This window comes from bacterium, assembly GCA_016873475.1.
In the GTDB taxonomy this organism is placed as follows: domain Bacteria; phylum Krumholzibacteriota; class Krumholzibacteriia; order JACNKJ01; family JACNKJ01; genus VGXI01.
The window spans coordinates 1-8,404 of record VGXI01000145.1 but is presented as its reverse complement, the minus strand read 5'-3'; the positions used below and the strand labels follow the sequence as shown (position 1 = coordinate 8,404).

The 8,404-nt window shown below is 73.8% G+C and carries 7 protein-coding genes; 5 read left to right on the top strand and 2 right to left on the bottom strand.

The features are described from left to right. Positions 1-35 precede the first annotated feature (35 nt). The 3 genes from FJ251_11270 to FJ251_11260 all read left to right on the top strand — a co-directional run bounded on the left by FJ251_11270 (position 36) and on the right by FJ251_11260 (position 2,735). Positions 36-713, top strand: a complete 678-nt coding sequence (locus FJ251_11270; GenBank protein ID MBM4118298.1) for a hypothetical protein — start codon at positions 36-38, stop codon at positions 711-713. A gap of 39 nt (positions 714-752) precedes the next feature. Then, positions 753-1,331 carry a hypothetical protein gene (locus FJ251_11265; GenBank protein MBM4118297.1) on the top strand — a complete coding sequence of 193 codons (579 nt, stop codon included), beginning with the start codon at positions 753-755 and terminating at the stop codon, positions 1,329-1,331. A gap of 132 nt (positions 1,332-1,463) precedes the next feature. Next, complete coding sequence (locus FJ251_11260) at positions 1,464-2,735, top strand: HAMP domain-containing histidine kinase (GenBank protein MBM4118296.1); 1,272 nt, start codon at positions 1,464-1,466, stop codon at positions 2,733-2,735. Here the strand turns inward: FJ251_11260 and FJ251_11255 are convergent. Together FJ251_11255 and FJ251_11250 are read right to left on the bottom strand one after the other, a co-directional pair. Further along, positions 2,721-3,902, bottom strand: a complete 1,182-nt coding sequence (locus FJ251_11255; protein MBM4118295.1) for an aminopeptidase P family protein — start codon at positions 3,900-3,902, stop codon at positions 2,721-2,723. The two genes, FJ251_11260 and FJ251_11255, sit on opposite strands and share 15 nt — an antisense overlap. Further along, positions 3,899-4,603 carry a hypothetical protein gene (locus FJ251_11250; protein ID MBM4118294.1) on the bottom strand — a complete coding sequence of 235 codons (705 nt, stop codon included), beginning with the start codon at positions 4,601-4,603 and terminating at the stop codon, positions 3,899-3,901. The genes FJ251_11255 and FJ251_11250 overlap by 4 nt, the downstream gene beginning before the upstream one ends. A 50-nt stretch (positions 4,604-4,653) precedes the next feature. Between FJ251_11250 and FJ251_11245 the strand changes: the two genes are divergently transcribed. Beyond that, positions 4,654-6,144 (top strand): amidohydrolase family protein, encoded by a 1,491-nt coding sequence (locus tag FJ251_11245; protein MBM4118293.1) that lies wholly within the window; start codon positions 4,654-4,656, stop codon positions 6,142-6,144. A 2-nt stretch (positions 6,145-6,146) separates the two neighbouring features. Then, a partial coding sequence (locus FJ251_11240; protein MBM4118292.1) for a hypothetical protein occupies positions 6,147-8,404 on the top strand: 2,258 nt, incomplete at its 3' end.

Below are 8,404 nucleotides of genomic sequence, written 5' to 3'. Positions count from 1 at the left end.
GCACCTTCCGCAACGGTAGCGGGGAGTCGCTGATCATGCGCGGCGGCGCCAGCGGCCACTGCCATGGCTCCTACTTCACCGACGTCGGCGCGCCGATCGTCAGCCAGAGCGGCGGCGGCCGCCTCATCTGCCACGCCAACCGCTTCTTCGGGAGCGGGACCGCCTTTCTCGTCGGCGCTGGCTATGGCGTTGGGGCCGAGCCGCTGGACGCGCGCTGCAACTGGTGGGGGGTGGACAACATCGGCGAGGCGGCGATCATCGCGCGCATCGCCTACGCCGGCGGCGATCCGGCGACCCTCGTCTACACGCCCTGGCAGGCGACGCCCGGCGGCGCCTGCGGCGAGGACCCGCCGCTCGTGTCGGCCGACGTCCACGTCGTCTTCGACGCCCGGCATCCGCTCTACCCGGAGGGGATCGCCGGCGTCGATCTCGCCGTCATGGACGACGACGGCTACCCGCGGCTGCTCGTCGTGGCCGTCGAGCCGCAGCACGACGGCTTCGTGCACCGCTACGACTGGAGCGCTTCGGCCGGCGGCGCGCTGTTCCAGGCCGGGACGGACTGGAACGGCACGTCCTATCCGGCACAGAGCGACGACGTGAACGGCTCGGCGATCTTCTTCGTGCCGGCGGGGGTGGGCGGCGAGAGCGTGAGCGTCGCGATCACGGACAACTGGGGCGCGGCGACCGGCAGCGCGGCAAGCTTCGCGTACTAGCGATTGCCGGCGCCGCGGCGGGCGTGCTAGGCTTGGACAATGGAGTCCGCCCGCGCCCCCGATCGCCGCATCCGCACCTGGCCGAACGCCCTGAGCGCCGTGCGGCTGGCCATGGCGCTGACTGCCGCGCTGCTGTTCCTCGCTTTCGGACTCGTGCTGGCGCCCGTCCTGCTCTGCGTGACGGCCAGCCTCCTCGACGTCCTCGACGGCTGGCTCGCCCGCCGGCTGCAGCAGATCTCCCGCCTCGGCGAACACCTCGATCCGCTGGCCGACAAGGTGCTGATCACGGTCGTCTTCAGCGCCCTCGCCTTCTTCCTGGGCGAGCCCTGGGTCTGGGTGCTCGTCGCCCTCCTGTTGCTGCGCGAGTGGGGCATCACCTGGCTGCGCGAGGCGCTCAAGCGCCGCCGCGATCTCACGCTGCCCGCCGGTCGCATCGGCAAGTGGAAGATGCTCACGCAGAGCCTCTTCGGTAACTTCTTCCTCCTCTGGATGAGCCGCGCGCCCGATGCGCGACCCGGCGAGGCCGGCTTCGCGCTCAGTCTGGGCGCCGCGCTGGGGCTGATTCTCGTCCTCTCCTACACCTCCGCCGTGCGCTACTTGCTCCGGCTGCAGTCCTGACTCCCGCGTTGGCCCGGGAGTTGCTGAGTTCGGTGGGACCCCCACCCGGGGCTTAGTTTTCGTAACGCACGACATATCAACGGATTGCCGAGTTCTTCTCTCCTAGGACCTGATGCCGCCAGGAGGCGCCGCATGGAGCAGCTCAAGGAAGTCGCCCTCGTCGGCAGCCCGGACTTGCGGGGGGATCTCAACCGCCTGCTGGGCTGCCGCGATGTGGAGAGCCTGGCGGCCGCGCTGGGGGCAGAGCTCGAGCTGCGCTTCCCCGGCCGGCGCGGCCTGATCGCCGTCTGCCCGGCGGAGACCCGCGACTGGCAGGTTTGGTGGCTGCCGGGCCTGCTCCAGGAGCCCTGGCCGGCCAGCCATCCCCTGGTCGAGGAACTGCGCGAGAACGGGGAAGGCCGGCTGCTGACCCTGGAGGGCAGCGAACCCGGCGACGAGCTGCTCGGACTCGCCCTGCGCGACGGTCGCCAGGGCCTGCTCGGCGCGCTGGCCGTCGCGCTGCCCGCGGAGCGGCGCCGGGAGCCGATCGAGCGGCGCTTGATCGAGGACTGGCTGCTCGGCGTCGGACCGCTGGCGGCGCTGCTGCTCGAGCGCCGCGCCTTGCGGGAGCGCCTGGAGACCCTCGAGCAGGATGTCGACCAGCTCGAATCCCTCAAGGCGAGCTTCATCGACACCGTCACGCACGAGCTGAGGACGCCGCTCACGAGCATCCTCGGCTTCTCCTCGCTCGCGCTCGACCAGCCCGGCCTCGAGGGGAACCAGCCGCTGCCCGAGTTCCTGCGCTCCATCCACGACTCCGCGCTCCAACTCGATCGCCTGATCAGCGAGTTGCTCGTGATGAGCGAGATGGCCGCTGCCGAGGGCGTTCTCGAACTCGAAGACCGCAGTCTGGCCTCGCTGCTGGGGGAGTACCGCGAGGGCTGGCTCGGGCACCTGGCCGGGCACGAGCGCGTGCGTTTCCACGACTGCGAGCTGAAGTGCACCGTGCGCGTGGATCCCTATCAGTTCCACCGCATCCTCGGGCACCTCCTGAAGAACGCGCTCACCTTCTCGCCGCCCGCGAGCCCGGTGGATCTGCGCTGCAGCTACCTCTCCGGGCGTCGTCGCAGCGACTCGATGGACTTCCTGCGCATCGACATCAGCGACCGCGGGCCGGGCATTCCGGCCTCGGAGCAGGAGCGCATCTTCCGGAAGTTCTACCAGGTGGACCGTTCGAGCACCCGCGAGCACGGCGGCGCCGGCCTCGGTCTCAGCGTGGCCAAGGAGTTCGCCGAGGCGATGGGCGGGCGGCTGTGGCTGCGCAGCGAGCCCGGCCGGGGCTCGACCTTCTCCTTCACGGTACCCGTGCCGCGCGACGCAGGCGGCGCGCCCCGCCGGGGGCTGCGCGGCTCACGCCAGCAGTAGTTCGGGCGTCGTCTGCAGCTCGCCGCTGACCAGCAGCGCACCCTGCCAGTGCAGGGCGTTCACTTCCGTACGCAGCCCCCAGGCCGGCGTGTAGATCCCCGGCTCGATCGAGAAGGCGACGCCCTCGATGAGCCGCCGCTCCTCGCGGGTCTCGAGGTCGTCGAGGTTCGCACCCGGCCCGTGGTCCTCGCGGCCGATACTGTGGCCCAGCCGATGCACGAAGGCCTCGCCGTAGCCCGCGGCCGCGAGCCGCGCGCGGGCGAGGGCGTCCACCTCCCGGCCCTGGGGCGACTCGCCGGCGGCGAAGCGCTCGGCGAGGAAGGCGAGCGCGGCGTCCCGCGCCTCGCGCAGCGCGCTCCAGGCGTCGGCGATCGCGGGCGGCAGCGCGCTGCCGGCGTAGGCCATCCAGGTGAAGTCCGCGTAGACGGCGCCCGGCTCGGCCAGGCGGCCCCAGTAGTCGAGCAGCACGGCCTGCTCGGGCGCGAGCCAGCGCGGGCGCGCGCGATCGGGGCTGTGGTGGGGATTGCCGCTGTCCGGCCCGAAGGCGACGATGGGCGGCCCGTTGGTCTCCAGGCCGGCCGCCGTCATCTCGGCGAGCATCCAGGTCTGCAGGCCGTGGTCGCTGAGGGGCTCGCCCGCGGCGAGTGCCGAGCGCAGGCGCGCGATGGCGCCGCGGCGGATGCTCTCCAGCGCCGCCGCAGCGCGCCGGTGGCCCGCCAGCGCGGCGGCGCTCCAGGGCGCCTCCAGGCGCTGGACGAGCTCGGCGGAGCTGACGATCGCGAGGCCGAGGCCGCGCAGCCACTCGAGGGTGCCGCCGTCGACGTAGGAGACCGTCGGCAGGGCGCCGCCGGGCGAGTACTCCATGGCGATCGGCGCGCCCTGAGGGAGCGTCTGGCCGAGCAGGGCCTCGAGCTCCCGCCAGCCCTTGAAGAGGCGCTGCCGGCCGGGCAGCCAAGCGAAGTGGTGGGCCTCGACGCTGGACTGCAGGCGCAGCGGCTCGCCCGCCGCCGGGATCCAGTAGAAGAAGCGCCGCGTGAGCAGCGCGCCGGGGGGCACCGCGAGCAGTTCCAGCGCGATGGGATTGGCGCCGCGGAAGTCGTAGAGCAGCCAGCCGGCCAGGCCCTCCGCGCGGATGGCCGCCTGCACCGCCGCCAGGTCGTGCTTCATCGTCCACCTCTGTCGAAGCTGATCTCGTAGGGAACCCAGCAGGCCACGGGCCGACCGTCGACCGTGCCCGGCGCGAAGCGCAGCTCGCCGATGATGCGTTCGGCCTCGCGCCGGCAAGGATCGCAGTCGAAGCCGCCGTCGTCCAGGAGCTCGTGCGCGGAGACGCGGCCGTCCGGCTCCACGCGCAGGCGGTAGCGCAGGCGGCCGCTCGCCCTGAGGCCAGCGAGCAGGGCGCGACTCGGCCAGGCCGCTTGCAGGATGCGCGGGGAGTCCCTGCCCGGGGCGGCGCTGCTCGGGCCGGGCGCTGCGGCGGGGCCGCCGGAACCCGCGCTCGCTTCGCCGCCGGCAGCGGCCGGCCCCGCGGGGCGCGCAGGCTCCGCAGCGGCGGGCCCGCTCCCCGGAGCCGTCGCGGCCGGGCGCTCCGCGGCCGGTATCGGCGCCGGCGTGTCTGCGGCGGGCGCCGCGTCGCTCGCGGGTGAGGCGGGGCCAGCGGGAGCGCCGGCCGACTCCCAGACCACCTCCACCTGGCTCCAGTCGGTGCCGCCGCGCTTGCCCCAGTCCAGGCCGGGCAGGCGGCCCCCCAGGCGGGGCAGGAGTCTGGTGGCCAGCCAGGCGGCCAGGACCAGCGCGAGGCCGATGAAGATCAGCCAGCGCCAGGCGCGGGGCGGGGGACGGCGGGGAGGGATGGCTTGCGGGCTCATGTCCTCGGGACTTATAAGGGCTGGGAGCGCCCGGCTGCAAGGGAGGGTCCATGCGCGCCACGCCAGCCGAACTCGCTGTCCTGCTCGCCGGCGAGCCGGCGGGCGCCCTCCGCCTGGATGGACTGCGCGTGCAGCGCGGCGATGGCCGCCCGGCGGCGGCCGGCAGCGTCCAGCTCGCCGGGGCGCGCTTCGTCGAGCCCGGCGGCGAGGCGCGCGCGCTGGATCTCAGTGGCTGGACCCTGCTGCCCGGGCTCTGCGATGCCCACCTCCACCTGTTCCACGAGGCCCGGCGCCGCCTGCGCGTGGACCTCAGCGGAGTTCGCCGCCGCAGCGAGCTCTGGGAACGGCTCCAGGCCAGCGCCGCCGAGAGCGCGGGGCCGCTCATCGGCGTGGGCTGGGACGAGAGCGCCTGGGACGAGCCTCGCTTTCCCACCCGCCGCGAACTCGACGCGCTGCTGCCGGGCCGCCCGGTCGGCCTCATCCGCGTCTGCGGGCACGTGGCGGTGGCGAACGGCGAGGCCCTGCGCCTTCTCGGCCAGCCGGCGAGCGAGGGCCTGTTGCTGGAGGGGGAGGCCGTGGCGCTCGCGCGGCGCTTTCCCCTCGGGCAGCCGGAGCTGCTCGAAGCGGCCGCGAAGGCGGCCAGCGACTTGGCCCGGCAAGGGCTGACGGCGGTCACCGACATGGGCGCCGCCGACCTGCCGGCGCTGGCCGCCGCCTTGCCGGCGGACTTCCCGCTGCGCGTCGAGTACTTCCACGCCGGCCCGCTGGCTGAGCTGCCCACGGACGGCGCGCCCGGCCCCGGCCGCCCCTTGGGCCGGAAGTTCTTCCTCGACGGCTCCATCGGCGGCCGCAGCGCCGCCGTGGCGGCGCCATACGTCGAGGGGGGCACCGGCGAACTCCTCTACGGGGACGCGGCGCTGCGCTCGGAACTGGCGGCGGCGCTGGCGGCCGGCTGGAGCGTCGCGCTGCACGCGATCGGCGAGCGCGCCCTCGCCCAGGCCCTGGACTGCCTCGCGGCGCTGCGCCCACCGGCCGGGCGCGCGCGTCTCGAGCACGTCGAGTTGCTCCTGCCCGGCCAGGCGGAGCGCGCGGCCGCGCTGGACCTCGCCGTCTGCATGCAGCCGAACTTCATGGACCGCTGGGGGCGCCAGGGCGGGCTCTATGCGCGCGCCCTGGGCGAGGGCTGGCGGGCGCGCTTCGGGGGTCCCGCTGACTGGCGCCGGGTGGGAGCCACCCTCGCCTACGGCACCGACGGCATGCCGGCCGCGCTCTGGCCTGCCCTGCGCGCGGCGGTCGATCCTGAGGTCTTCGGCGGCGCGACGGACGCGCCGGAGGCGGCCATCGCCGCCGTCACGGGCGACGCGGCGCGCGCCGCGGGTCGCGAGGTCGAATGGGGGCGCGTGCTGCCCGGTCATTCCGCTGACTTTTGCCTTGTGGAGCGGGATCCGGCTGCCGATTACTTCAGGGGCGAAGTGACGCCGGCCCTCACGGTGCGCGCCGGCCGGCCCACCTGGATCGCTTCCCACCACCAAGGACGGTGAACGTGACCGCCACCGGCGTGAGACGCCCGCTCCTGCGGCATCTTCTGCGCGGCTGCCTGCCGCTGCTCCTGCTCGGACTCGGGGCCGCCTGCGAGAAGAAGAGCGAGGCGATCGACGTCGTGCCGCCGACGGCGCCGGTTGCGGCCCTGATCCGCGTCTCGGCGCCGGACGGCCAGGGGATGCTGACCATCACCGGCCAGGCCGGGGCGGTAGAGGGCGGCGCCACGGTGCGCGCCAGCAACCTGGGCAGCGCCGGGACGGCGGCCGGCGCGGCCGGCGGCAACGGCGCCTTCGCGCTGCGCCTGGCCGGCGAGCTGCTCGACACGATCCGGCTCCGCGCCGAGGACGCGGCCGGCAACCTGAGCAGCTTCACGGACCTCGTGGCCGGCGCCCCCTTCCGCCTGGCGGCGCTCGCCGGCGACGGCCAGAGCGGCGCCGTGGGGGAGGCGCTGCCGGAAGCCCTCGTCTTCGCGCTCACGGATGGCGATGGTGCGCCGGTGGCCGGCGTCGAGATCGTTTTCGTGCTGGACGAGGGCAGCGGCAGCTTCGATCCCGCCACGGACAGCACGGACGCCGCCGGGCAGGTGAGCACGCAGCTCACCCTCGGCACCGCGGCCGACACGCTGGTCATCCGGCCGCGCGGCGCGAGCCTGGACATCGACGAGGTCGAGGCGATGGGCGCGCGGGCCCTGCCCGGGCCGCCGGCGGCCCTCGTCTGGGCGGCGGGCAGCGGCCAGAAGGATGCGCCGGGGGAGACCCTGCTCGCCCCCCTGCGCGTCGAGGCCCAGGACGTCTACGGCAACGGCGTTCCGGGCGTGGCGATCGCACTCGCGGCCGCTGCGGGGGGCAGCGTCCTGCCCGCCGCCGGGCAGACGGGCGCCGCCGGCGAGCTCGCCGCCGCCTGGACCCTCGGTCCTGCCCTCGGCGAGCAGTCGCTGACGGCCAGCGCCGCCGGGCTGGCGGACGCGGCGGCGCAGAAAACAGCGGATCTCCCGCCCACGATCAGCGCCGTGAACCCGATCACGCCGGTCGATCCCGGCGATCTGCTCACCATCTCCGGCGACAACTTCTGCCCGACGCCCGCCTACAACGAGCTCCGGCTGGGGACGCTGGCGATGGAGGTGGTCGCCGCGAGCGAGACGCACCTGGGCGCCCGCGTGCCGGCCCAGATGCCGCCCGGCATCTACGACCTGACCCTCAGCGTCGGGCACCAGGCGGCCCCCGAGAGCTTCGCGGTCGAGGTGATCCAGCCCCTCGGCGAGGTGGAGGACCACCCCTTCACCGCCGGGGCGGCGACGGTCGAGCTGGCGCTGCCGGAGACGACGAGCCGCTACGCGCTCATTCCCTACAACCTCGAGTACTGGGATCCGCAGGACACCGGCTACGCCTACGGCGAGGACGGCTACGGCGTCGAAGGCCTGGCCTTCCGGCGCAGCCGCGCGGCGAGCAGCCCCGATCCAGTCCTGGACTTCCACCGGCGCCTGCTCGAGTACCGCGGCGACGCGCCTTTTCGGGGCGAACGCAGGGCGCGCAGTGCGGCGGTGGCGCTGGGCGAGCGCGCGACCTTCGTCTGCTTGAACACGGCCTTCGGCTCGACGACGAACCCTGCCAGCTACACGAGCGTGACGGCGACGCTGCGCTACACGGGGACACACACGCTGATCTACGTGGACGACGACACGCCGCCGGCGAACCTGCCGCAGCCCAACCTGAACACACTGGGCAACCGCTTCGACCAGGTCGACTACGGCGTCGAGGTCGCCGCCTTCGGGCAGCCCAGCGACCGGGATGCCAACGGCAAGGTGATCGTCCTGCTCAGTCCCGTCGTCAACGCGATGACCACCTGGAACGACGGCTCCTACATCGGCGGCTTCTTCAACGCCATCGACCTCGACATCTGGACCAATATCCCGGGGACCAGCAACCACGGCGAGTTCTTCTACGCCATCGTGCCGGATCCGACGGCCCAATTCAGCCCGGTCGCGCATCCCGTGGAGGCGACGATCAGCTCCCTGCAGAGCATCTTCGCGCACGAATTCCAGCACATGATCAACACGGGGCAGCGCTACATCCTCCAGGGCAACGCGAGCAGTCCGGACGAGCAGCTCTGGCTGAACGAAGGCCTCAGCCACCTGGCGGAGAACCTCTGCGGCTACGATGCGCAGAACACGGAGCGCGTGAAGCGCTACCTGCACGGCGGCGCACACGGCGAGATCAGCCTCACCCAGGGCCCGGCCACCCTGGCCGAGCGCGGGGCGGC

What these genes read in the sequence shown, in the direction of transcription:
- FJ251_11265 (MBM4118297.1), top strand. Translation starts at nt 753, where the DNA reads ATGGAGTCCGCCCGCGCCCCCGATCGCCGCATCCGCACCTGGCCGAAC.
- FJ251_11250 (MBM4118294.1), bottom strand. Translation starts at nt 4,603, where the DNA reads ATGAGCCCGCAAGCCATCCCTCCCCGCCGTCCCCCGCCCCGCGCCTGG.
- FJ251_11245 (MBM4118293.1), top strand. Translation starts at nt 4,654, where the DNA reads ATGCGCGCCACGCCAGCCGAACTCGCTGTCCTGCTCGCCGGCGAGCCG.
- FJ251_11270 (MBM4118298.1), top strand. Translation starts at nt 36, where the DNA reads ATGCGCGGCGGCGCCAGCGGCCACTGCCATGGCTCCTACTTCACCGAC.
- FJ251_11260 (MBM4118296.1), top strand. Translation starts at nt 1,464, where the DNA reads ATGGAGCAGCTCAAGGAAGTCGCCCTCGTCGGCAGCCCGGACTTGCGG.
- FJ251_11255 (MBM4118295.1), bottom strand. Translation starts at nt 3,902, where the DNA reads ATGAAGCACGACCTGGCGGCGGTGCAGGCGGCCATCCGCGCGGAGGGC.